The 22,719-nt window shown below is 70.5% G+C and carries 18 protein-coding genes; 8 read left to right on the top strand and 10 right to left on the bottom strand.

What is annotated here, in order from left to right:
- Positions 1–8: 8 nt before the first annotated feature.
- The 6 genes from OG331_RS11330 to OG331_RS11305 form a co-directional block, all read right to left on the bottom strand.
- Entirely contained in the window at positions 9–1,838 is a 1,830-nt protein-coding gene (locus tag OG331_RS11330) for a LamG-like jellyroll fold domain-containing protein (RefSeq protein ID WP_406194642.1), read from the bottom strand.
- 72 nt (positions 1,839–1,910) lie between these two features.
- Positions 1,911–4,826 (bottom strand): glycoside hydrolase family 2 TIM barrel-domain containing protein, encoded by a 2,916-nt coding sequence (locus tag OG331_RS11325; protein WP_406194640.1) that lies wholly within the window; start codon positions 4,824–4,826, stop codon positions 1,911–1,913.
- On the bottom strand, positions 4,826–5,689 hold the full coding sequence (locus OG331_RS11320; RefSeq protein ID WP_406194637.1) for a carbohydrate ABC transporter permease: 864 nt from the start codon (positions 5,687–5,689) through the stop codon (positions 4,826–4,828). Before OG331_RS11320 ends, OG331_RS11325 begins: the two co-directional genes overlap by 1 nt.
- Before the next feature lie 15 nt (positions 5,690–5,704).
- Complete coding sequence (locus tag OG331_RS11315; RefSeq protein ID WP_406194635.1) at positions 5,705–6,661, bottom strand: carbohydrate ABC transporter permease; 957 nt, start codon at positions 6,659–6,661, stop codon at positions 5,705–5,707.
- A complete protein-coding gene (locus OG331_RS11310; RefSeq protein WP_406194633.1) occupies positions 6,661–7,947 on the bottom strand; it encodes an ABC transporter substrate-binding protein in 1,287 nt (428 codons plus the stop codon). Before OG331_RS11310 ends, OG331_RS11315 begins: the two co-directional genes overlap by 1 nt.
- Before the next feature lie 90 nt (positions 7,948–8,037).
- Positions 8,038–9,057, bottom strand: a complete 1,020-nt coding sequence (locus tag OG331_RS11305) for a carbohydrate kinase family protein (protein ID WP_406194631.1) — start codon at positions 9,055–9,057, stop codon at positions 8,038–8,040.
- A 167-nt stretch (positions 9,058–9,224) separates the two neighbouring features.
- Here OG331_RS11305 and OG331_RS11300 point away from each other — a divergent pair, with 167 nt between their 5' ends.
- The 4 genes from OG331_RS11300 (at position 9,225) to OG331_RS11285 (ending at position 15,732) form a co-directional block, all read left to right on the top strand.
- The gene (locus OG331_RS11300; RefSeq protein WP_406209939.1) at positions 9,225–9,989 is read left to right on the top strand and encodes a DeoR/GlpR family DNA-binding transcription regulator; all 765 of its coding nucleotides are present in this window, start codon (positions 9,225–9,227) and stop codon (positions 9,987–9,989) included.
- The gene (locus OG331_RS11295) at positions 9,986–11,326 is read left to right on the top strand and encodes a 6-phospho-beta-glucosidase (RefSeq protein ID WP_391396035.1); all 1,341 of its coding nucleotides are present in this window, start codon (positions 9,986–9,988) and stop codon (positions 11,324–11,326) included. The genes OG331_RS11300 and OG331_RS11295 overlap by 4 nt, the downstream gene beginning before the upstream one ends.
- 96 nt (positions 11,327–11,422) lie before the next feature.
- On the top strand, positions 11,423–14,476 hold the full coding sequence (locus OG331_RS11290) for an alpha-mannosidase (protein WP_406194629.1): 3,054 nt from the start codon (positions 11,423–11,425) through the stop codon (positions 14,474–14,476).
- 5 nt (positions 14,477–14,481) lie between these two features.
- Positions 14,482–15,732: an alpha-L-fucosidase gene (locus OG331_RS11285; RefSeq protein ID WP_363032930.1), complete on the top strand. Its 1,251-nt coding sequence runs from the start codon at positions 14,482–14,484 to the stop codon at positions 15,730–15,732.
- Positions 15,733–15,952: 220 nt separating this feature from the next.
- On the opposite strand, the gene OG331_RS11280 is transcribed toward OG331_RS11285, so the two are convergent.
- Entirely contained in the window at positions 15,953–17,089 is a 1,137-nt protein-coding gene (locus OG331_RS11280) for an ATP-grasp domain-containing protein (protein WP_406194627.1), read from the bottom strand.
- Positions 17,090–17,401: 312 nt separating this feature from the next.
- Between OG331_RS11280 and OG331_RS11275 the strand changes: the two genes are divergently transcribed.
- Together OG331_RS11275 and OG331_RS11270 are read left to right on the top strand one after the other, a co-directional pair.
- Positions 17,402–18,262 (top strand): metallophosphoesterase family protein, encoded by an 861-nt coding sequence (locus OG331_RS11275; RefSeq protein ID WP_406194625.1) that lies wholly within the window; start codon positions 17,402–17,404, stop codon positions 18,260–18,262.
- Positions 18,259–18,939 (top strand): 4'-phosphopantetheinyl transferase, encoded by a 681-nt coding sequence (locus tag OG331_RS11270; protein ID WP_406194622.1) that lies wholly within the window; start codon positions 18,259–18,261, stop codon positions 18,937–18,939. The genes OG331_RS11275 and OG331_RS11270 overlap by 4 nt, the downstream gene beginning before the upstream one ends.
- Before the next feature lie 27 nt (positions 18,940–18,966).
- On the opposite strand, the gene OG331_RS11265 is transcribed toward OG331_RS11270, so the two are convergent.
- Positions 18,967–19,197 carry a hypothetical protein gene (locus tag OG331_RS11265; RefSeq protein ID WP_328421058.1) on the bottom strand — a complete coding sequence of 77 codons (231 nt, stop codon included), beginning with the start codon at positions 19,195–19,197 and terminating at the stop codon, positions 18,967–18,969.
- 232 nt (positions 19,198–19,429) lie between these two features.
- On the opposite strand from OG331_RS11265, the gene OG331_RS11260 reads away from it, so the two are divergent.
- Positions 19,430–20,473 carry an alpha/beta fold hydrolase gene (locus OG331_RS11260; protein WP_406194618.1) on the top strand — a complete coding sequence of 348 codons (1,044 nt, stop codon included), beginning with the start codon at positions 19,430–19,432 and terminating at the stop codon, positions 20,471–20,473.
- Positions 20,474–20,513: 40 nt separating this feature from the next.
- Here OG331_RS11260 and OG331_RS11255 read toward each other — a convergent pair whose 3' ends face one another.
- A complete protein-coding gene (locus OG331_RS11255) occupies positions 20,514–21,038 on the bottom strand; it encodes a toxin-antitoxin system, toxin component (RefSeq protein WP_406209936.1) in 525 nt (174 codons plus the stop codon).
- Between the two features lie 53 nt (positions 21,039–21,091).
- The gene (locus OG331_RS11250; protein ID WP_363032937.1) at positions 21,092–21,742 is read right to left on the bottom strand and encodes a helix-turn-helix transcriptional regulator; all 651 of its coding nucleotides are present in this window, start codon (positions 21,740–21,742) and stop codon (positions 21,092–21,094) included.
- Between the two features lie 223 nt (positions 21,743–21,965).
- Between OG331_RS11250 and OG331_RS11245 the strand changes: the two genes are divergently transcribed.
- A complete protein-coding gene (locus OG331_RS11245) occupies positions 21,966–22,628 on the top strand; it encodes a hypothetical protein (RefSeq protein ID WP_406194614.1) in 663 nt (220 codons plus the stop codon).
- Positions 22,629–22,719: the final 91 nt, after the last annotated feature.

The following is a 22,719-nucleotide window of genomic DNA, read 5'->3' as shown; positions in this document are numbered from 1 at the left end:
GCGGTGCGTCAGTGGTTCATGAAGGACGTGACGGGCAGCGCCCGCGCGACGATACGGACGTCGCCGAGGCGGCCGTACAGGATCTGGTCGATCTTGCCGCCGTACTCGTAGCCGCCCAGCAGCCACGGCAGCCCCACCGAGGTGAGGCCGATCGCGGTGGCGTGCGGGTTGCGGGCCACCGGGCAGCCCTGGACGTACAGCGTGGTGTGTCCGCCGTCGTTGACGACGGCGACGTGCCACCAGGTCTCGCGTGCGGTCTCGTCGCCCCAATTGGTGGCGATGTCCTGCTGGTTGAGCGGGCGGACCGCCCACTGCGGGCCGGGCCCGTCGGAGAGGGACAGCGTGGCCAGCGGCTCGTCGGGGTCGCCCTCCGTCTTGCCTGCCGCACCGCCCGTGCCGGTACGGCTGACCAGGCCCGCCCAGGCGTTGTGCGAGGCGTCCCAGTCGGCGGGGAGCCGGTAGAAGGCCTCGACGGTGTAACCGTTGCGATACGTGGCCGAGTTGATCGGGGCGCCCTCTACCGTGCGCAGATACGCCCCCTTCAGCGGGGACTTGAAGCCCTGGAACTCCAGGCTGCCGTGGCCGGGCTGGTCCGGGTGGTGGTCGGCCGACCAGCCGAGCTTGCCGCCGCCCACCGAGACCACGGTGAGGTCGTTGCCGCGGCCGGACAGGTCACGGACGGTGCCGGCGACGGGCGACTCGAAGCGCCAGTACGCGGCCGTGTCCCGGATCAGCATCTTCGACGCGGGACGCGCCGGGCGGGCGGGTACCGGGGCGAAGCCGGAGAAGCGGTCCTCGAAGTCGATGCCGACGGAGAAACGGTCGGCGTCGCCGCTGAGTTCGATCTCCTGCCGCTCCAGCTCGTTGAGTCCCTTCGCGGCCCGGCCCAGGATCCACGGGGAGACCGTCTCGACGTCGATGACGTTCCGGTCGAGGTCGAAGCGGTAGAGGCGGATCATCGCCGCGCCGCCGAAGTAGCGGTTCTGGTAGTTCGTCAGGTGCAGGTGGACGTCGTTGCCCGCCGCGTTCCGGCGCGTGACACGGCCCGCGGGCCAGTAGTGCCCGTTGAGGGTCAGGAAGATCTGGTCGTGGTCCTTGACCAGCCGGTCCCACAGCTGCTGACCGTACGACGACAACGCGTCGTCCTGGAGGACGAGTTCGTGGGTGGTGAGGATGACGGGTGTCTTCGGGTGCCGGGCCAGCACGTCCTTCGCCCAGGCGTAGCCCTTCTCCGACAGCCGCCAGTCCAGGGCGAGCACCATCCACTCGCGGCCGGCCGCGCGGAACAGGTGGTAGGTGTTGTAGCCGTCCGAAGACGCGCCCCTGAAGGTGCGCTTGCCCTCGAAGCGCCGCGGACCGAACGTGTCCAGGTACGGCGTCGAGCCGCGCTGGTCGTCCGTGGAGGACTTCACGTCGTGGTTGCCGGCGAGGACGCTGTAGCCGACGCCCCCGCGGTCGAGAAGCTCGAACGCCTTGCCGATCGCGGCGCATTCCTCCTTCGCGCCGTTCTCGGTGAGGTCGCCGAGGTGGGACAGGAAGACGATGTTCTCCTCCCGCCCGTGCTCCAGGAGGTGGCGCAGGGACGCCTCGACGGGCGCCGCGTTGATGCTCGGTCCGTCGAAGAGGTACTGGGTGTCGGGCATCACGGCCAGCGTGAAGCGGCGGCTGTCGGCGTCCGGACGCCGGCCGGCCGAGGCCGGGGACGCCTCGGCCACGGCCGGCAGTGAGACCCCCGCAGTGGCGGCGGCGCCGAGCAGCGCGGTCGCGCGCAGGAAACCGCGTCTTCCGGCACCGGCCTGCTCGGCCTCGCCCTGGGCATGGTCATGCGAAGTACACACGTGTGCTCCGTAAGAAGATCCGTGAGATCGGTGAGATCCGTGGGAGGTGACAGCGAAGGGCGTGGGGGGAGTTCAGAGAACGCGCAGGGTCCAGCTCCAGCGATGGATGCCCGGCGCGACGAGGTACGACGGTGAGGTGTCGGGCCCGCAGGAGGCTGTGCCCAGGCCCCGGTGCGCGGCGTCGATGTGCACCACGCAGCCGGGCCGCGGGACCAGCTCGTCGTGGTGGCGTGCGGAGGTGAGGTCCTCGGCGCGGTAGCGGGTCACGGAGACCTGGCGGGGTTCGTCAAGGCCGACCAAGAGTCCGGTGGCGTCCGGCGCCGACAGCGTGAACCGCCGTACACCGTGTCGGCCTCCGCTCTCCTGCGGACGCAGATACGGGGTGAACAACTCGTCGACGGGCACCGAGTGATGGCCCACGGGCGCGCCCGTACCGCGGTCGGGATACGACTCCCACGGGCCCTGCCCGAACCACTCCAGCAGATCGAGCCCCGCGCCCGTTTCAAAGACCGTGCCGACCCGTGCCACGTCGTCGAACGTCTCCGGCAGCTCGGCCTCCTCGTCGACGCGGACGCCGCCCTCGACGGGCGTGAGCACCTGCCGGTGCCGCACGACACCCGTGGTGCCCGCGTACTCGGCCTCCACCGTCACACGGCCGGCGTCCTGCCGGACGGACACGACCTTGCGCACCAGCGCGTCGAGCCCCCAGTTGCGCCAGCGCCCGGCCATGCCGCCCAGCTCATCGTTGTCGGTGGGCGCCCGCCACAGCGAGAGCGTGGGGGCCGCCGTCAGCAGCGGATGGACGAGGAGTCCCTCGCCGTCGACCTCGACCTGCCCGTCCACCGGAACGTCCGAGGCCACGGCGGGCCCGCGCAGCCGGATCTGCGGCACGCACACCTCGGTGCCGCGCGGCGCCCACGGCCGGCCCTCGGCCACCGTCACACGCAGCGTCAGCCAGGCCTCGCCGCCGTCCTGCGGCACCTCGAAGGGCAGCGGCACGGCGGCCGTCTCGCCGGGGCACAGGTTCGGCAGCTCGGCCGGTCCGGTGAGCGTCGTGCCGTCGGCGAGGTCCAGCCGCCACTCGCCGGCCAGCCAGTCCAGGTCCCGGAAGTGCTGGTGATTGCCGAGCACGATGCCCTCGTGCTTGTAGCACTCGATGCGCACCGGCGCCGCGATCTCCCGGTGCTCGTACATCGCCGGCTTGGGCGTGCGGTCGGGAAACACCATGCCGTCCGCGATGAACGCGCCGTCGTGGAGGGACTCGCCGAAGTCACCGCCGTACGCCCAGCGGTACCCGGGCGCGGTGACACCGTTGTCGTAGAGCCCGGCGCCCGCGCGCCCGGCAGGTCTGCCATCGCTCACGCGTTGCAGAATTCCGTGGTCCCAGAACTCCCAGATGAACCCGCCCTGAAGACCTGGGGTGGCCTCGATGGCAGCCCAGTGGTCGGCCAGCGTGCCGTTGCTGTTGCCCATCGCGTGCGAGTACTCGCACTGGATGAGCGGCCTGGTCTGGCGGCCCGACAGGGCGTGGGCGACACAGTCCTCGACCGGCGCGTACATGGGGCAGGCGATGTCGGAGGCGTCGTCCGTCGCCGCCCAGTCGAGCTTGGCCGCGCCCTCGTACTGGACCGGCCGCGACGGGTCGTGGCGGCGCACCCAGCCGGCCGCCGCGTCGTGGTTCGCGCCGTAGTCGGACTCGTTGCCCAGCGACCAGATGATGATCGACGGATGGTTCTTGTCGCGCAGCACCATGCGCGAGACCCGGTCCACGAAGGCGTTCAGATAGCGCGGGTCGTCGGCGATCTCGTGGGCGTGGTCGTGGGACTCGATGTCCGCCTCGTCGACGACGTAGAAGCCGAGCTCGTCCGCGAGGTCGTACAGCGCCGGGTCGTTCGGGTAGTGGGCGGTGCGGATCGCGTTGAACCCGAACCGCTTCAGCAGGACGAGGTCGGCGCGCATGTCGTCGTACGACACCGTCCGCCCCGTCAGCGGATGGAAGTCGTGCCGGTTCACGCCCCGGATGAAGACCCGCTCGCCGTTGACCAGCAGGTCCCGGCCGACGATCTCGACGTCGCGGAAGCCGACGCGGTGGTGGGAGGTGTCGGCGACCGTGGCGTCGGCGCGGTGCAGCCGGACGGTCAGGCCGTACAGCTCGGGCGTCTCCGCGTTCCAGGTGCGCACGTCCTCGACGGTCGTCCGCATCCGGGCCTCGCCGAAGAAGTCGGAGACGCGCTCGTCCTCGGCATTGAAACGGTCGAACTCCCGGTCCTGCACGAGGAGTTGACCGTCCAGTTCCCCGCTGACGTACCACCCGGAGGGGAGCGCACCGCGAGCGTCCCGCACTCGGCAGTCCACACGCAGCTCCCCGCTGAAGGCAGCCCGCACGGTCACGTCCGCGAGATACAGCGGGTCCGTCGCGTACAGCAGCACCGAGCGGGTGATCCCGCCGTGCCACCACTGGTCCTGGTCCTCGATGTGCGAGGCGTCCGACCACTTCACGACCGTCAGGCGTACGGTCGCCCGCTCCCCGGCGCGCACCACTCCCGTCAGATCGAACTCGGCCGCCAGGTGCGAGTCCTTGGAGATGCCGACGGGCCGCCCGTCCACATGCACCAGCAGCACGCTCTCGGCGGCCCCGACCCGGAGCACGATCCGGCGTCCGGCCCACTCGGCGGGGACGTCCACGTCACGCTCGTACACACCCGTCGGGTTGGCGGCCGGGGAGTGGGGCGGGAACTCGGCAAACGGCATCCGGACGTTGGTGTACTGCGGCAGGTCGTCGGTGCCCTGCACGGTCCAGGCACCGGGGACGTACGCCGTGGACCAGGGACCGCCGACCTGCGCGTCCGGAGTCGGCAGCAACGCGAAGCGCCAGTCGCCGTCCAAGGGGAGTCCTCCGGAGCGCCGGTCGACGGCGTTCATGGGCAGTCGCCCCCAGGAGGTCACCTCGGGTGCCTCCCAGGGGCGGAGCCCCAGCAGCGGGTCCATCAGCGGATGGCCCCCTTGCCGAGGTCGCCGATGATCTGCTTGGCGCCGATCGCGAAGACGATGAGCAGGGGGATGAGGGCGAGCAGCGCGCCGGTCATCACCATGCCGTAGTCCGTGGTGCCGTGGACGCCGTTGAGCTGGGACAGCGCGACCTGGAGGGTGACGTTGTCCGGGTTGGTGAGGGCGATCAGGGGCCAGGCGTAGTCGTTCCACTGGGCCATGAACGTGAAGATGCCGAGGAAGGCCAGGCCCGGCCGGACGACCGGGAGGGCCACGTGCCAGTACTGGCGCAGGAAGTGCGCTCCGTCGATCTTCGAGGCGTCCAGCAGCTCGTCGTGGATCGCGCTCTTCATGTACTGGCGCATCCAGAAGATGCCGAAGGCGTTGGCCGCCGCCGGCACGATGAGCGCCGTCATCGAGCCGATCCAGCCGATGTTCGCCATCATCACGAACTGCGGGATGATCGCCAGCTGCGTCGGCACCATGAAGATGATCATCAGCAGCGTGAAGAGCAGCCTGCGGCCGGGGAAGTCGAACTTGGCGAAGACGAACGCGGCCAGCGAGTCGAAGAGCAGGACGAGGAAGGTCACCGCCACTGCCACCAGCAGCGAGTTGAGCATCGAGCCGAAGAAGTCGATGTTGTCGAAGAGGCTGCGGGCGTTCTCAAGGAAGTGCGAGCCGGGCAGCAGCTTCGGCGGGTAGGAGAAGATCTCGGTCGACGTGTGGGTCGACATGATGACGGCCCAGTAGAACGGGAAGGCCGACAGCAGCAGGCCGATGACGAGTACGGCGTGCAGCGCGATGCCCCGGCTGCGGGTTCCCCGAATGGCCTTCGGCCGCCGTGTTCCTTGAATGGATGCCATGGTGGTCAGGCCTCCCTAGTCTTCGCCCCGGCGCTGCACCAGCCGCCAGTTGATGATCGAGAAGATGACGACGACGAGGAAGATCCCCCACGCCACGGCGGCGCCGTAGCCGAAGTCGTTGTTGTCGAAGGTCTGCTGGAAGAAGTACAGGACCATCGTCCGGCCCGCGTGGTCCGGGCCGCCGGAGAACGTCGAGTCGTTCGAGGTGTTCTGCAGCAGCACCTGCGCCTCGGTGAAGCTCTGCAGTCCGGTGACCGTCGAGACCACCAGCACGAAGAGCAGCGTCGGCCGCAGCATCGGCAGTGTGATCCGGAAGAAGGTCTGCACGGGACCGGCGCCGTCCACCCGCGCCGCTTCGTACAGCTCGCTCGGGACGGTTTGCAGGCCCGCGAGGAAGATGATCGCGTTGTAGCCGGTCCACTGCCAGGTCATCAGCGTCGCGATGGCGACCTTGATGCCCCACGGGGTGTTCAGCCACGCCACCTGGTCCAGCCCCACGGCCTGCAACAGGGCGTTCATCAGGCCGAAGTTGGTGGAGAAGACCGAGCCGAAGACGATGGCGATGGCGACGACCGAGGTGACGTTCGGCAGGAAGTACGCGAAGCGGTAGACGTTCTTGAAGCGCACCGCGGAGTTGAGCATCACGGCCGTGATCATCGCCAGGAAGATCATGGGGAAGGTGGCCAGCGCCCAGATGATCAGCGTGGTCCCGATCGAGCTCCAGAAGTCGCTGTCGCTCAGCAGGTACTGGTACTGCGAGAGCCCTGCCCACTCCATCGAGCCGAGGCCGTCCCAGCGGTGGAAGGAGAGGTAGAGCGAGAAGCCGACGGGGATCAGGCCGAAGGCGAGGAAGAGGAGGTAGAAGGGGGAGATCGCGGCGTACAGGTGCCAGTACTTACGGAAACCCGAGCGGGGTCCGGCAGTCGGCGTCTGCTCCGCCATGACGGGCGGCTTGTCCAGCGCGGTGGCCATCAGTAGCTCACCCCCAGGTGCTTCGCGATCCGCCGGCACTTGCCCATGGCGTCACTCCAGGCCTTCTTCGGGTCCTTGCCGAGGACGCCGACGTTCTTGATCTCGTCCTTGATCGGCTGCCCGAGCGCCACGTCGAACGGGCTGTTGTAGGCGACCACGATCTTCTGCGCGGCGGGCCCGAAGACGTCCGTCGTCACCTGGCCCCCGAAGAAGGGGTCGGGGTCGCGAAGCCGCTTCAGGTCGTACGCGGCGGGCGTCGAGGGGAACAGGCCCGCGTCGACGTAACCGGAGGCCTGGTTGGACGCGTTGAGCATCCAGGCGATGATCTCGAAGGCCCGCTCGGGCTCCCGGCACGCCTTGGTGATCGACAGGAACGAACCGCCGTTGTTGGACGGCCGCACCGGCATGTCGGCGATCCGCCACCTGCCCTTGGTCTTCGGGTTGCCGTTCTTGATGTCGTACGTCGCCCAGGAGGCGCCGAGCTGGCTCGGGAGCTTGCCGGAGTCGACCGCGGAGATCTGGTCCGGGGTGCCGGTGACGAGGTTCGAGACGATCCCGCGCCGCTTGGCCTCCACCGCGAGCGCCCAGGCGTTGCGCACATGCTCCTGGTCGCCGATGAAGTGCCGGTCCTTGTCGACGTACCGCTTGCTGCCCTGCTGCACGACGTTCTCGAAGACGCTGTTGACGTCCGTGAGCAGCGAGGTCCCCGGGATCCGCTGCTTGAGCCGCTCACCGGCCGCGAAGAACTTCTCCCAGGTGTTCAGTTCCTTGGAGACGTCGGCGGGCTCGTACGCCAGTCCCGCCTTGCGGAACACCTCGTACTGGTAGAAGTGCGCGACCGGCCCGCAGTCGATCGGGAAGCCGATCATCGTGCCGTCGTCGGCGATGCCCTGGTCCCACTTCCAGTCCAGGTACTGGCTCTTGTACTTGTCCGCGCCCAGTGTCCTGAGGTCCACGAACTGGTCCGCGTTGGGCAGGTAGGACGCCATGTCCTCGCCCTTGAGGCCGGCGATGTCGGGGACGTGGGCGTTGCCGGCCATGGTGGTGATCAGCTTGGACCGGTAGTAGCCGCCGATCTTGATGGCCTGGAGGTCCACGCTGCTCGCGTAGCGGGCCTTGGCCTTGTCGACGGCGGTGTCACCGAGGCCGCCGTCCCAGTACCACAGGACCATGTTCCGGCCGGTCGAGCCGGTCGGAACGGCACAGCCGGACGCCAGGCCGCCCAGCGCCGTGGCGGCCGTGCCGGCCAGGCCCGCGCGGAGCAGGCCTCTTCGTGAGAGCCGCACAGCTCCCACCGCCTTTCGGATGTTTTCGGGACTTCGCATGAGAGGGGCACGTGGGGGAGAGAGCACGTGGGGGGAGCTCGCTCGGTGAAGTCAGTTCTGCCGTGCGGGAGGGGTCACGGGGGCGTACGCGACGGGCGGTCCCGGATCGTCCGGGAGCCGGTCCGCCAGGAAGCCGTACGCCCGCTTCAGTTCGGGATCGGTCAGGGAGCGCCACCAGCGGTCGACGCCGTACCAGCCGGGCGCGGCCAGGGCCCCGCCGGGCCGCCGGACCGAGAGACCGGCGGCGAGGACGGCGAACCTCAGCCGTTCCGCCAACGGCCAGCCGCCCAGCGAGGCCGCGACGAAGCTCGCCCCGAACACGTCGCCCGCGCCCGTCGCGTCGAGGACGTCGATGTCCAGGGCGGGCACGTCCGCGTACTCGCCGGTCGTCTGGTCGACGGCGACGGCGCCGTCCCCGCCGCGCGTCACCACAGCCACCGGCACCAGCTCGCTGAGGGTGCCGAGGGCCGCGACCGCGGTGTCGGTGCGGGTGTAGGCCATCGCCTCGGTCTCGTTGGGGAGGAAGGCGTGGCACAGGGAGAGCTGGTCGAGGAGGGCGGTGGACCACTGCTGGGTGGGGTCCCAGCCGACGTCGGCATAGATGTGGGTGCCGTTCGCGGCGGCCTTGGCCAGCCACTCGCGGGGCTCGGCCTCGATGTGCACGAGGGCGGTGCGCGCCTCGGGCGGGTCGCCCATCAGCGCGTCCTGCGAGTACGGCGGTTCCTGGCCGTGGGTGACCAGGGCCCGGTCGTGGCCGTAGGCGAGGGAGACGGTGACGGGGGTGGGCCAGCCGTCCGCCGTGCGGGAGAGCGAGAGGTCGATGTCCTCCTGGTCGCACAGGACGTCCCGGCAGTACTCGCCGTAGAGGTCGTCGCCGAACACCGTGGCCAGGGAGGTGCGCAGGCCGAAGCGGGCGGCGGCCACCGCCAGGTTGGCGATGCCGCCGGGGCCGCAGCCCATGCCGCCCGTCCAGATCTCCTCGCCCGGCGTCGGCGGCTTCCCGAGCCCCGTGAGGACGAGGTCGTAGAAGAGCAGCCCGGTCAGCAGCACATCGGGCCGGTCGTCGTCCACGGAAGGGTCCTCTCGCTCGGGCTCTCGTCCGGGGACCCCCGTTGGGGAGAGCTCGTCAAAACTCTTCATTTCGGTGACCGGAATCGTGCGCCGCTCCGCGGGATTGGTCAATACCCGAGCAGAAATGAGCATGGCGATGATTGAAGATGACGAGTAGTGTTCACACCGTGCTGGCAGAACGACGACACCAACTCATCCTGCGGGCCCTGCGCTCCGGTGGCCCCGCGGCCGTGACCGATCTCTCCGAGCGGCTGGGTGTGAGCCCCGCCACGATCCGGCGTGACCTGGTCAAACTCGAGGAGGACGGCCTGCTCACACGGGTGCACGGCGGCGCGGTCGTGGAGGAGGGCGACCAGCCCTTCGCCGAGGTCGCCGAGATGCGCGTGCCCGAGAAGGACGCCATAGCCGCGCATGCCGCCGCGATGATCGAAGATGGTCAGTCGGTGCTGCTCGACATCGGCACCACCGCCTTCCGGCTGGCCCGCCAGCTGCACGGCCGCCGCCTCACCGTGATCACCAGCAACCTGGTGGTCTACGAGGAGCTCGCCGACGACGAGGGCATCGAGCTGGTGCTGCTCGGCGGCATGGTCCGCCGCGAGTACCGCTCCCTGGTCGGATTCCTCACCGAGGACAACCTGCGCCAGCTGCACGCCGACTGGCTGTTCCTCGGCACCAGCGGGGTGCGGCCCGGCGGACAGGTCATGGACACCACCGTCGTCGAGGTGCCGGTCAAGCGGGCCATGATCAAGGCCGGCGACAAGGTCGTCCTGCTCGCCGACGCGGCGAAGTTCCCGGGAACGGGCATGGCGAAGGTATGCGGTCCCGAGGACCTGGACATGGTGGTGACGAACGCTCCCGTGAACACGGCGACCCGGTCCGCCCTGGAGGAGGCCGGCGTCAACGTGCTCGTGGCAGGAAAGGTGCAGGCGTGAAGCTGACGATTCTGGGCGGCGGCGGATTTCGCGTACCGCTCGTGTACGGGGCGCTCCTGACGGACCGCGCGGAGGGCCGGGTCACCCGGGTCGTGCTGCACGACCTGGACGCCGGCCGCCTGAACGCCGTGACCCGTGTGCTCGCCGAGCAGGCCGCCGCGGTGCCCGACGCGCCCGAGGTGACCGCCACCACCGACCTCGACGAGGCCCTGCGCGGCGCCGACTTCGTCTTCTCGGCGATCCGCGTCGGCGGCCTCGAAGGCCGGGCGGACGACGAGCGGGTCGCCCTCGCCGAGGGCGTCCTCGGCCAGGAGACGGTCGGTGCGGGCGGCATCGCCTACGGCCTGCGGACCGTCCCGGTCGCCGTGGACATCGCCCAGCGGGTGGCCCGCCTGGCGCCGGACGCCTGGGTCATCAACTTCACCAACCCCGCAGGACTGGTCACCGAGGCCATGTCCCGCCACCTCGGCGACCGCGTCATCGGCATCTGCGACTCGCCGGTCGGCCTCGGCCGCCGTATCGCCCGCGTGCTCGGCGTCAAGAACCCCGGCGAGGCATGGATCGACTACGTCGGTCTCAACCACCTCGGCTGGGTGCGCGGCCTGCGCGTCGCCGGCCGCGACGAACTGCCGCGCCTGCTCGCCGACCCCGACCTGCTCGGCTCCTTCGAGGAGGGCAAGCTCTTCGGCGTCGACTGGCTCCGCTCGCTCGGCGCCATCCCGAACGAATACCTGCACTACTACTACTTCAACCGCGAGGCCGTCCGCGCCTACCAGCAGGCCGACAAGACCCGCGGCGCCTTCCTGCGCGACCAGCAGGCCGGCTTCTACGAGCAGATGCGCAACCCGGACGTCTCCGCGCTTCAGGCCTGGGACCGCACCCGCGCCGAGCGCGAGGCCACCTACATGTCCGAGAACCGGGAGACGGCCGGCGCCGGTGAGCGCGACGCCGACGACCTCTCCGGCGGGTACGAGAAGGTGGCGCTCGCGCTGATGCGGGCCATCGCCCGCGACGAACGCACGACCCTGATCCTCAACGTCCGCAACCAGAACACCCTCTCGGTGCTCGACTCCGACGCCGTCATCGAGGTGCCCTGCCTCGTCGACGCCAACGGCGCCCACCCGGTCGCCGTCGCCCCGCTGCCCGACCACGCCACCGGCCTCGTCTGCTCGGTCAAGGCGGTCGAGCGGGAGGTGCTCGCCGCCGCCGAGTCCGGCTCCCGGACGACGGCGGTGAAGGCCTTCGCGCTGCACCCGCTGGTCGACTCGGTGGGCGTCGCCCGCAGACTGGTCGAGGGCTACGCCGGGGTGCATCCCGGCCTCGCGTACCTTAAGTAGCGCCCACCCCAGAAAGCGCTTCCTCCCCTCGCCCTACTGGCCTCCACCCGGCCCCCTCGCTTCCCACCTCCGTTCTCTCCCTCCCTGGAGACCCTGATGCACGACGAACGCCGCCGGATCGAGGAACGCGTCGAGCGCGTCCACAACCAGCGCATCAAGCCCGCGATCTACTCGGCCACCGTCCCCTTCGAGGTCGAGGCCTGGCATGCGCCGGGGGAGCCGGTCTCCTTCGAGGAGGCCGCGGCCGCCCGGTACACGCCCTTCGCGATGGACACCCCGTGGGGCCCGCCCTGGGGCACGACCTGGTTCCGGATGCGCGGCCGGGTACCCGCCGAGTGGGCCGGACGGCGCGTCGAGGCGGTCATCGACCTCGGCTTCGTGGGCGACTGGCCCGGCAACCAGGCCGAGGCCCTGGTCCACCTGCCCGACGGCAGGCCCCTGAAGGCGGTCAACCCGCTCAACCAGTACGTGCCGATCGGCAACCCGGTTTCGGGCGGCGAGGAGATCGACTACCTGGTCGAGGCCGCCTCCAACCCGGACATCCTCGCCAACGACTTCGCCGCGCCCACCCCGCTCGGTGACGTCCTCACGGCGGGCGACAAGCCGCTCTACACCTTCCAGCGCGCCGACATCGCCGTCCTGGACGAGGAGGTCTGGCACCTCGATCTCGACCTCCAGGTGCTGCGCGAACTCATGGTGCACCTCGGTGAGCACGAGCCGCGTCGCCACGAGATCATGCACGCCCTCGACCGGGCGATGGACGTCCTGGACCTGGACGACATCTCCGGGAGCGCGGCGGCGGTCCGCGAGTCGCTCGCGCCCGTCCTGGCCCGCCCCGCCCACGCCAGCGCACACACCGTCTCCGGCGTCGGCCACGCGCACATCGACTCCGCGTGGCTGTGGCCCATCCGCGAGACCAAGCGCAAGACGTCCCGCACCTTCTCCAACGTCACGTCCCTCGCGGACGAGTACGACGACTTCATCTTCGCCTGCTCGCAGGCCCAGCAGTACGAGTGGGTGCGCGACAACTACCCGCACGTGTGGGCCCGCATCCAGGAGTCCGTGAAGAAGGGCCAGTGGGCGCCGGTCGGCGGCATGTGGGTCGAGGCCGACGGCAACCTGCCCGGCGGCGAGGCCATCGCCCGCCAGCTGATCCACGGCAAGCGGTTCTTCATCGAGCACTTCGGCGTCGAGACCAAGGGCGTCTGGCTGCCGGACTCCTTCGGGTACACCGCCGCCTACCCGCAGCTGGCCAAGCTCGCCGGAAACGACTGGTTCCTGACCCAGAAGATCTCCTGGAACCAGACCAACAAGTTCCCCCACCACACCTTCTGGTGGGAGGGCATCGACGGCACCCGCATCTTCACCCACTTCCCGCCGGTCGACACCTACAACGCCCGTTTCAGCGGTGAGGAGATGGACCGCGCGGTCCGCAACTACTCGGAGAAGGGCGGCGGTTCGCGCTCCCTCGCGCCCTTCGGATGGGGCGACGGCGGTGGCGGCCCCACCCGCGAGATCATGGAGCGGGCGCGCCGGCTGGCGGACCTGGAGGGCTCCCCGAAGGTCGTCGTGGAGCACCCCGACGAGTTCTTCGCCAAGGCCCGCGAGGAGTACCCGGACGCCCCGGTGTGGGTCGGCGAGCTCTACCTGGAACTGCACCGGGCGACGTACACCTCCCAGGCCCGCACCAAGCAGGGCAACCGTCGCAGTGAACACCGGCTCCGTGAGGCCGAGTTGTGGGCGACGACGGCCGCGCTGCACGCGCCGGGATACTCCTACCCGTACGAGAAGCTGGACCGGCTGTGGAAGACGGTGCTGCTGCACCAGTTCCACGACATCCTGCCGGGGTCGTCGATCGCGTGGGTGCACCGCGAGGCGGAGGCCGAATACGCCCGTGTGGCCGAGGAGTTGGAGGCGCTGACCGCCGAGGCGGTGGCCGCGCTGGGCGCCGACGGCACGCGGGTGTTCAACACCAGCCCCTTCGACCGGGCCGAGGTCGTCCGCACACCCGAGGGCGCACCGGCATACGTCGAGGTGCCCGCGAGCGGCAGCGCGCCGCTGACCGACGCCGAGCCCGCACAGCCGGTGAAGGTCGAGGGCCTGGTCCTCGACAACGGCCTGGTCCGTGTCGAGGTGGCGCAGGACGGCACGCTCGCCTCCGTACGGGATCTGCGGGCCGGCCGCGAAGTCCTCGCCGACCAGGGCAACCTGCTGCGTCTGCACACCGACCTCCCGAACTACTGGGACGCCTGGGACATCGACAAGCACTACAGGAACCGCTACACGGATCTGCTGGACGCGGACGCGGTCACCGTCGTCGAGGAAGACGCCCTCCTCGGGGCGATCCGGGTCACGCGGTCGTTCGGCAAGGGATCGAAGGTCACCCAGACGATCACCCTGCGCGCCGGCAGCCCCCGCATCGACTTCGAGACCGAGATCGACTGGCACGAGGCCGAGAAGATCCTCAAGGCGGGCTTCCCGGTGGACATCCGCGCCCCGCACTCCTCCGCCGAGATCCAGTTCGGCCACATCCAGCGGCCCACCCACACCAACACCAGCTGGGAGGCGGCCCGCTTCGAGGTCTCCGGCCACCGCTGGGTGCACATCGCCGAGCCCGGCTACGGCGTCGCGGTCATCAACGACTCGACGTACGGCCACGACGTCTCCCGCACGGTCCGCGAGGACGGCGGTACGACGACCAGGGTCAGCCTCAGCCTGGTCCGCGCCCCGCGCGTGCCGGACCCCGAGGCCGACCAGGGCAAGCACCGCTTCACCTACTCCCTGCTCCCCGGCGCGACCATCGAGGACGCCGTCGCCGCGGGCTACGCCCTCAACCTCCCCCTGCGCGTGGCGGACGCGGCAGGCGCGCCCGAGCCTGTCGTCTCCGTGGCCGGCGACGGCGTGACGGTGGAGGCGGTCAAGCTGGCCGACGACCGGTCCGGCGATGTCGTCGTACGCCTCTACGAGTCCCGCGGCGGCCGCGCGAGCGGCGTCCTGCGCACCGGCTTCCCGCTCGCGGGCGCCCGGGTGACCGACCTGCTGGAGCGCCCGCTTCAGGACGCGGACGTCACCGGCGACGGCGGGGTCGCAGTCGCCCTGCGCCCCTTCCAGGTCCTCACGCTCCGCCTGCGGCGCGCGGAAGGGAGCTGAACGGGGTGCCCATGCAACCCTGGTTCACCGACGCCAAGTTGGGGATCTTCATCCACTGGGGCATCTACGCCGTCGACGGCGTCCAGGAGTCCTGGTCGTTCTACGACGACATCGTCCCCTACGACCGGTACATGTCCCAGTTCGACCGCTTCACCGCCTCCCGCTACGAACCGCGCGACTGGGCGAAGCTCTTCGCGCGGGCCGGCGCCAAGTACGCCGTCCTGACCAGCCGCCACCACGACGGCGTGGCCCTCTGGGACACGGCCCACGGCGACCTGAACGTGGGCCGCGACCTGATCGGCGGCTACGCGGACGCCCTGCGCGAGCAGGGCCTGAAGGTCGGGCTCTACTACTCGCACTCGGACTGGAGCCACCCCGACTACGCCTCCACGCGCAAGCCCGGCCGCCCGCCGGAGCTGGAGGACAACCGGTACTCCGAAGTCGCCGCGGAATTCGAGGACCTGGACGCCTGGGAACGCTTCCTCGCCTACCGGGACGGCCAGATCCGCGAACTGTCCTCCCGCTACAGGCCGGACCTGATGTGGTTCGACGGCGAGTGGGACCGCAGCGAGGAGCAGTGGCGCATCCCCGAGCTCGCCGCGCTGATCCGCTCCGAGGTGCCGGACGTCGTCTTCAACGCCCGCATGCTCAGCGAGGGCGACTACGCGACCCCGGAACAGGGCGCCCCGGTGATACCGCCTCAGGGCCCGTGGGAGCTGTGCCTGACGATCAACGACTCCTGGGGCCACCAGCACCACGACCACAACCACAAGTCGGTCGACCAGCTGATCCGCTACTTCGCCGAGACGATCGGCGGAGGCGGCAATCTGCTCCTGAGCGTCGGACCCCGCGAGGACGGCACGATCCCGGCGGAGCAGGCCGAGCGGCTGGAGGGTCTCGGCGACTGGATCGCGCGGCATGCCGAGGCGGTGTACGGCACCGGCCGCGGCCTCCCGGCCGGCCACCACTACGGCCCGAGTACCTTGTCCAAGGACCGCCGCACCCTGTACCTGATCCTCTTCGACGCCCCGCGCGCCGAGATCAACGTACGCGGGCTGCTCGGTTCGGTACGCCGGGTCACGGTCGTCGGTACCGGCACGGAACTGGCCCACCGCATCACCGGCGGTCTCCACGAGACGCCGGGTGTGCTGTGGATCCAACCGCCCGCGGCGGCCGACCTCGACCCGCATGCCACGGTGCTCGCCGTGGAGCTGGACGGGGAGTTGGAGCTGTACCGGGGCTCGGGCCGCTTCTGACCCGGGAAACGCCTTCGGGCCGGCCGGCGCTGCCCCCGTGACAGCGCCGGCCGGCCCGAAGCCCCCGTACTTCCCCCGTGGTGGTGCTTCCCCCGTGGATCCCCCGTGTTACCCGGTTCCCCCGTTGCCTTTCACTCTTATGAGCGCGCGGCCGGCGCCGTGATACACCCCTGCCGGGAAAAACTTTCGAACTCTGCTCTCGTGCGCGCCCGGTGGGCAGCTAGAGCGGCAGAACCTGAGCCGCCGCCCCACTCCCGACGGAGTCGACCCGCGCCGGGGCGGGCACCGCCGGCAGCAGCGGCTCCTCGACGTCCGACCGCTGGTGCGGAATGGACACCGGCCGCAGTGGCCGCGGCCCGGACACCACCGTGTAGTCCTGTCCGAGGAACGGCGGAACCACCTTGCCGGGATCCTCGCCGAGCGCCAGCTGAACGGCCAGCCACGGCACGTTGACCCCGCAGAGCGACAGCTGGTGCAGTCCGCCGGCCGGCCGCGTGTTGACGTCCATCAGCACCGGCGTGTCCCCGAACATCCGGAACTGGATGTTGGACAGATAGTGCAGCCCGAACCCCTCCGCGATCAGCCGCGCCGGCTCCAGCCACGGCTCCTGGACGGTGAACCCACGTCGGCGGCCGTTCTTGATCCGGCCGATCGCCAGCCGCACCCGGTTGTCCGGACCGGTCAGGCAGTCCACCGACACCTCCGGCTGCTCCAGGCGCGGCATCACCAGCCAGTCCACCGGCTCTTCGGTCCGCTGCAACGCGTCAAGCACCAGATCCAGTTGCACATACGGCGTCGGGAACCCGTCGAGGTGCATGAGCGAGAAGGGGGCGCGTGTGATGACGCGGAAGCCCACTCCGCCCGCACCGGACGCCGGCTTGAAGCAGGCCTTGTGACCGGCCTCCTCCAACTCCTCGACGGCGGCGAGCAGTTCGTCGGCGTTGCGCACCCGCCACCACGGCGGCACCGGCACCCCGACCGCCTGCACGGCCTCGTACGCGATCACCTTGTCGTGGAAGACCGCGACGGCCTCCGGCGGCGGCGCGAGCAGCGCCGTACCGACCGCCTCGAAGTCCGCCCGGTGGGCCACGATCGCCGACTGGTGCAGCCGGGGCACGAACACGTCGATGCCGCGGCGCCGGCACTGGGCGAGGGCGTACTCGACGTACCCGGCCGGGGACAGGCCCTCGGGCTCCAGTTCGGCGGTGTCGGCGGCGGCCAGCACGGGGGAGTCGGCGTCCCCGTGCGTCGCATGGATCTCGACGGCCCGATCGCTGGGATTTCGTCGCAGCTGATCCATGAAGAACACGTTCTCCGCGTACGTGCGGTTGAGCCAGACGCGTACGCGAGAGACCATGCAGGGCCGTCCTTTCGGGTTCGCGGGCAGGGCGAAGCAGGCCCGTGCCCGGGCAGGGTGGTTGGAGGTACACCAAACCGCCCCGTGCGAAGGGACGTTCATGGCGGTGGTGTTGCGGCGATCATACGGCTTTCAAGGGGTGCCCCGTGCAACGTACGTGTTACGGAATTGAGGATGGTTGCTGACCGTCCCGGTCACCCGCCCCCGGCCGGCGGACAGGGCCCTCGGAACGCGACGACGTGACCCGGCCTTGTGCCCCGAACGCGGCTTGTGTTCTCGTAAGGTCATTCGTGTGATCGAAAGGGGCGAGGGGTGACGTCGACGGCCGGCGGTGCCGGACAGTTGCTGGCCATCAGTGACCTGCACATCGGATACGAGGAGAACCGAGCGCTCGTCGAGCGGATGCGCCCGGATTCCGACGACGACTGGCTGCTCGTCGCCGGTGACGTGGCGGAGACCGTGGCCGACATCGGCTGGGCGCTCAAGACCCTCGCCGGCCGCTTCCGCAAGGTCGTCTGGGCCCCCGGCAACCACGAGCTGTGGACCCACCCGAAGGACTCCGTCACCCTGCGCGGCGTCGCCCGCTACGAGCATTTGGTCGACCTGTGCCGTGAGATCGGCGTGACGACCCCCGAGGACCCGTATCCCGTCTGGGACGGCCCCGGCGGCCCGGTGGCGGTGGCGCCGCTGTTCCTGCTGTACGACTACTCCTTCCTGCCCTCCGGCTGCACGACGAAGGAGGAGGGGCTGGCGTACGCGCACGGCACCGGGATCGTGTGCAACGACGAGTACCTGCTGCACCCCGACCCCTACCCGTCGCGCGAGGCCTGGTGCGAGGCCAGGGTCGCCGAGACCGAGCGCAGACTCGCCGCACTGCCCGAGGACCTGCCCACCGTCCTCGTCAACCACTACCCGCTGGACCGGCATCCCACGGACGTGCTGTGGTACCCCGAGTTCGCCATGTGGTGCGGCACCCGGCGGACCGCGGACTGGCACCGCAGGTTCCGGGTCGAGACGATGGTCTACGGCCACCTCCACATCCCGCGGACCACCTGGCACGAGGGCGTCCGCTTCGAGGAGGTCTCTGTGGGATACCCCCGCGAGTGGCGCAAGCGACCGGACCCGCCGGGACGGCTGCGCACGATTCTGCCCAGGGAGGACCGGGCCCGTTGATCGAAGAACTGCTGCCGCCCTCGGTGGCCACCGTCGAGGCGTACGGCGACGAGGAGCCCGCGCACCCGGCCCTGTACCCCGAGGAGGAGGCGGTCGTGGCGAAGGCGGTCTTCAAGCGCCGCCGGGAGTTCGCCGTCGTACGCTCCTGCGCGCGCAGCGCCATGGAGAAGCTCGGCGTGCCCGCCCAGCCGATCCTGCCCGGCGAGCGCGGCGCCCCGGGCTGGCCGGCCGGCCTGGTCGGCAGCATGACCCACTGCGACGGCTACGGCGCCGCCGCGCTGGCCCGCGTGGCCGACCTGGCCTCCCTCGGCATCGACGCCGAACCCCATCAGACGCTCCCGGAGGGCGTCCTGCCCGCCGTCGCCCTGCCCGCAGAGGTGGACCGGCTGGGCCGGCTGGCCGGCGACCATCCCGGCATCCACTGGGACCGGCTGCTCTTCAGCGCCAAGGAGTCCGTCTACAAGGCGTGGTTCCCCCTCACCGCGAAGTGGCTGGACTTCACCGAGGCCGACATCGACGTCTTCGCCGACCCCGGTGAGCAGCACAGCGGAGGCTTCCGCGCCCGGCTCCTCGTGCCGGGTCCGCTGGTGGGCGACCGGCGTGTCGACCGGTTCGAGGGCCGTTGGACGGTCCGGCGGGGGCTGGTGGCGACAGCGGTGAGCGTGCCGCACAACTGAGCCCCCGCGGCCCCGCTGCGGGATCAGCTACGGCTCCGCCGGGCACCAGCTCTGCAGCAGCCGGAAGAACTCCTCCTCGTTGCCCGTCAGGCCGGCGTCCGCCAGCGCCTGTTCCGCCTCGGCGAGGACGGCGGGCGGGACGACGGGTGGTCGGCGGGAGCCGGGAGGACCGTCGAACGCGGCTCGTACGGTGTGCAACAGCCGCAGGTAGGCCTGTACGGCGGTGCGCTCGCGGTCGGTCAGTACGGCGGTGGGCATCGGTCGGCTCTCCCCGGTTCGGCGTCATCGCGTCACGCCCGCAGATGAGGGCGCACCACCAGCTTGCCGTCCACCACTGACAATGGGCTTCCGCTACGCACCCGTTCGTCCGCTTAGCGGAGGCGAAACCTCCCCGAAATCCCTTGTGGGAAAGCCGTCCTACGCTGGAAGCAAGGCTGCCGGCCGCGCTCTCGCTCGACCGGCGAACGCGTACAGGAACGGAGGCGAGTGCGTGGTCGACGTCCCGGGACGGCGCCCTGCGCGCGCCGTACGGCTGCGCCCGGTGGGCGATGGGGAGCTTGGGCTGCAGTACCGCGTCGTGCACGGCTATCGGCGCGCCTTCCGGATGGCGGGCGAGGGGCCGGCGCTGGTGCTGATCCACGGCATAGGGGACACCTCCGAGACTTGGGCCGAACTCATCCCCGACCTCGCTCGCACGCACACCGTGATCGCCCCCGACCTGCTCGGCCACGGCGCCTCGGACAAGCCGCGCGCGGACTACTCGGTGGCCGCGTACGCGAACGGCGTGCGCGATCTGCTCACCACACTGGGCATCGAGTCGGCGACGCTGCTCGGGCACTCGCTGGGCGGGGGAGTGGCGATGCAGTTCGCCTACCAGTTCCCTGAGCGCACGGAACGGCTGATCCTGGTCAGCGCCGGTGGGGTGGGCCGCGAGGTCAATCCCGTACTGCGGCTGGTCTCGCTGCCGGGCGCCCATCTGATGCTGTCGACGCTGCGGCTGCCGGGTATGCGGCTTCAAGTCGAGCTGGCAGTGGGCCTGATGAGGCTCCTGGGCACCGATCTCGGCCAGGACGCGCGGGAACTGCTCACCCTCGTTGACGCCCTCCCCGATGCGACCTCGCGCAACGCCTTCATCCGTACCTTGCGGGCGGTCGTCGACTGGCGCGGGCAGGTGGTCACCATGCTGGACCGCTGCTATCTGACCGAGGGCATGCCGACCATGCTGCTGTGGGGCGACCGGGACAGCGTGGTGCCGGTGCGGCACGCGTACGGCGCGCACGAGACCATGCCCGGCAGCCGACTGGAGATCTTCGAAGGGGCGGGCCACTTCCCGTTCCACGCCGACGCCGCTCGCTTCGTCGCCCTGGTCGAGGAGTTCACCAGCACCACGGACCCCGCCGACTGGAGCCGCGAGAACTGGCGTGAGCTGCTGCGGGCAGGTCGGCCCGGTACGGCGGCCGGTCAGCCGGACACGGCCAGGACGCGCGCGGTGGAACGGGATCTGCGGGAGGCGAGCGAACGCAGCGCGACCTAGCTCGACCCGAGGAGGCGCCGAGGTGCTGACGTGCCCTGGGTCAGCCCTGCGGCCCGAGATAACCGAGTGACGCCTCGATCCGCCCCGCCAGATGGTCCCGCTGCCCGCGCACCGAGGAAACCGCCAGCCACGTACGGCACTTGCTGGCCAGCAGCAGCCCGAAGCTCTCGGCCTCCTGCTCCTCGGCCTGGTCGAAGTGGCTGCGGGCGGCGACCTTCAGGATCGTCGAGTGCAGATCGGCGTCGTCGTCGAGGAGACGGGCCGCCACGCTGGCGCCCTCGACGCTGTGGCTGCAGTGCCCGGCCTTCATGTGCCACAGCTCGTGGCCGAGGATGACCAGCTGGTGGTCGGGCGCGGTGCGTTCCTCGATCACGACGAGGTCCTGGTCGGCCATGTCCAGCCACAGTCCGCTGGCGGTGCCGGGCGGGAAGGCGGCCGTACGGAAGTGGACGGGCCGGCCGCGGCGTCTGCTCATCGCGCCGCACAGGGCGCCGTACAGCTTCGTGGGCGGCGAGGGTGCGGGGAGCGTCAGCTCCGCGACCAACTCGCCGCACAGGCGGCGCATTTCCCTACCGATGCCCACAGTTCTCCCGTTCTCCCCCCGGCTTTCCCCCCGGATCACGACTCGGGCCGCTTGACGCTTTCCAAGAGCATGTCCAGCCACTCCGCGACCTTGTCGCGATGCTGGTCGGTGGGCAGTTGGGCGGCCCGCCAGGCGATGCCGCGCACCCCGTGGTCCTGCAGCAGTCTCTCCAGCGGGTCCTCGGCCGCCTGGGCCGCCTCGCGCTCCGCGAGCTTCTGCAGCAGGTCCTGCTCGGTGCGCTGGAGTGCGCCCGCGAGCGCCTCGGGGTCCTCGGCCGTGAGGAATCCGGCGTGGACGCGGAAGAAGCGCTGGATGGCATCGCAGTGCTCCATGGTGGGGCGCCGGTCGCCGTTGATGAGGGCTCCCGCCTGCTGCCGTGACATGCCCGCGCCGTCGGCGATCTCCTGCTGGGTGTACCTGCGGCCGTTCGGCTTGACGCGGGTGCGGCGCAGGAGGTCGAGTCGTTGCAGGAACCGGGCCTGTACGTCGGGCTCTCCCGCGGGGCGGCCGCTGAGCAGCGCCTTGACCACGGGCTCCGGGACGCCGGACGCCACGGACAGCCGGCCGGTGCCGAAGACCTCCGCGTGCGGTACGCCGAGCCGGTCGGCGAGCGCGGCGACGCGAGCGACGACGGCCGGCAGCTCAGCCGTCGGTATGACGCCCGGACCCTCGATGCCATCCGTCACCGACAGATCTCCTAAAGCTCTCACAGGCTTCTCACAAGCGGTCGCGGTGAACTGGACGGAGATTACCGGGTAGTTCGAACTCACATCCAGGTCTCGCCACAACTGTGGCCAATTTCAGCCGTCAACAGGCATGGAATGCCACGATAGTTGACACCGCTCCGGCCCGGGCAGCAGGATCAAGGCGCCGCGTGAAGGCCGCATAGGCAAGAGGGGTGACCTCCCGATGGCATATCAGGCAGGTGGGCAGCGGTCCGTACCGCGGCCCGTCCCCGAGAGGCCCGAGGCCGAGGCGTATCTGCGGGACTACGCCACCCTCGTCGAAGCCGTGCCCTTCCCGTCCGTCATCGTCGACCACCGCTGGGACGTCGTTCTGGCGAACACTGCTTTCGCGTCACTTTTCCGTGGCGTGGGCCCGCATCCGACGGCCATGCCCGACGACAACTTCCTCAAGTTCGTGCTCTTCCACCCGGACGCGAGCACCGTCCTCGGCGACCACGAGTCCGGCTGGTGCCTGCCGATGCTGGCCCGCTTCGCGGCCGCGGTGGAGCGGCACGGTCACGATCACGGTGTGCAGGCCATCCGCCGGGAGATCGCCCAGGACCCGATCATGGAGGCCGCCTACCGGCAGGGCCTGCCGCACTGGATCCGCGCGGTCGGCGAGCGGGCGGCCGAACTGGACGGCGCCGTACGGCCGCTGCTGCACCCCGATCCGCGCTGGGGTGCCACCGACTGCCGGGTCGTCGACGAGACACCCGGGACCCTTCAGGAGCTGGGCTACACCCGGCTGACGCTGGTCCTGCGCGAGGTGCGCCGTGACCGGCCCAGGGTGCGCGGGGCCCGATCCGCCGCGGGCCACCTGCGCGTGGTGCCCGCCCCCGAGGACTGAACGGGGCACCGTCGGCGTTCAGGTCGCCGGCGGCGCCCCGTCAGCACGATTTCCGGTACGCAGACGTCGTCGCTCTGTTCCGTCACAGGGT

It is taken from the genome of Streptomyces sp. NBC_01017, assembly GCF_045162795.1.
In the GTDB taxonomy this organism is placed as follows: Bacteria; Actinomycetota; Actinomycetes; order Streptomycetales; family Streptomycetaceae; genus Streptomyces; species Streptomyces machairae.
Note: the sequence above shows the minus strand (reverse complement) of the source record. Positions and strands in the feature narration are given on the sequence as shown.

What these genes read in the sequence shown, in the direction of transcription:
- OG331_RS11325 (WP_406194640.1), bottom strand. Translation starts at nt 4,826, where the DNA reads ATGGACCCGCTGCTGGGGCTCCGCCCCTGGGAGGCACCCGAGGTGACC.
- OG331_RS11320 (WP_406194637.1), bottom strand. Translation starts at nt 5,689, where the DNA reads ATGGCATCCATTCAAGGAACACGGCGGCCGAAGGCCATTCGGGGAACC.
- OG331_RS11315 (WP_406194635.1), bottom strand. Translation starts at nt 6,661, where the DNA reads ATGGCCACCGCGCTGGACAAGCCGCCCGTCATGGCGGAGCAGACGCCG.
- OG331_RS11290 (WP_406194629.1), top strand. Translation starts at nt 11,423, where the DNA reads ATGCACGACGAACGCCGCCGGATCGAGGAACGCGTCGAGCGCGTCCAC.
- OG331_RS11280 (WP_406194627.1), bottom strand. Translation starts at nt 17,089, where the DNA reads ATGGTCTCTCGCGTACGCGTCTGGCTCAACCGCACGTACGCGGAGAAC.
- OG331_RS11265 (WP_328421058.1), bottom strand. Translation starts at nt 19,197, where the DNA reads ATGCCCACCGCCGTACTGACCGACCGCGAGCGCACCGCCGTACAGGCC.
- OG331_RS11255 (WP_406209936.1), bottom strand. Translation starts at nt 21,038, where the DNA reads ATGCGCCGCCTGTGCGGCGAGTTGGTCGCGGAGCTGACGCTCCCCGCA.
- OG331_RS11245 (WP_406194614.1), top strand. Translation starts at nt 21,966, where the DNA reads ATGGCATATCAGGCAGGTGGGCAGCGGTCCGTACCGCGGCCCGTCCCC.